The following is a 463-nucleotide window of genomic DNA, read 5'->3' on the forward strand; positions in this document are numbered from 1 at the left end:
GCCCCACACCTCGGTCAGCCCCGCCGGCCACTCCGGCTCCACGATGTCCACCAGCCGCAGCCCCGCTGCCGCGATCTCCCGCACCCGGTCGCCGAGCGTGCGGTGGTGCTCCGCGTACGTCGCCAGTCCGCGGTCGTCGAACTCCACATACGGCCGTCGGTCGAAGTACGAGTCGCGTGCCGTCAGCCCCGATTCGGTCGGGTCGTCCGGGAACGACCAGCGGATCGGGTGCGACACCGAGAACACCCAGCGGCCGCCCGGCTTCAGTACCCGCGCCGCCTCACGCATCACCGCTGCCGAGTCCGCTACGAACGGGACCGCGCCGTAGGCCGAGCACACGATGTCGAACGCCTCGTCGGCGAACGGCAGGCGTGTCGCGTCCGCCTGGACGAGCGGCACTCCCGCCACCGCCTCGGCCTCAGGGTCGGCCGCCCCGGCTCCTGCCTGTCTCTTATACACAGCT

The 463-nt window shown here is 71.9% G+C and carries 1 protein-coding gene; it reads right to left on the bottom strand.

Going from position 1 to position 463, the window contains the following annotated elements; all coding sequences use genetic code 11:
* The coding region (locus GWK61_RS55235) for a class I SAM-dependent methyltransferase (RefSeq protein ID WP_228564606.1) at positions 1–463 on the bottom strand (463 nt) is incomplete at both ends.

Origin of the sequence: Catenulispora rubra (assembly GCF_015356825.1) — a bacterium.
Classification (GTDB): domain Bacteria; phylum Actinomycetota; class Actinomycetes; order Streptomycetales; family Catenulisporaceae; genus Catenulispora; species Catenulispora rubra.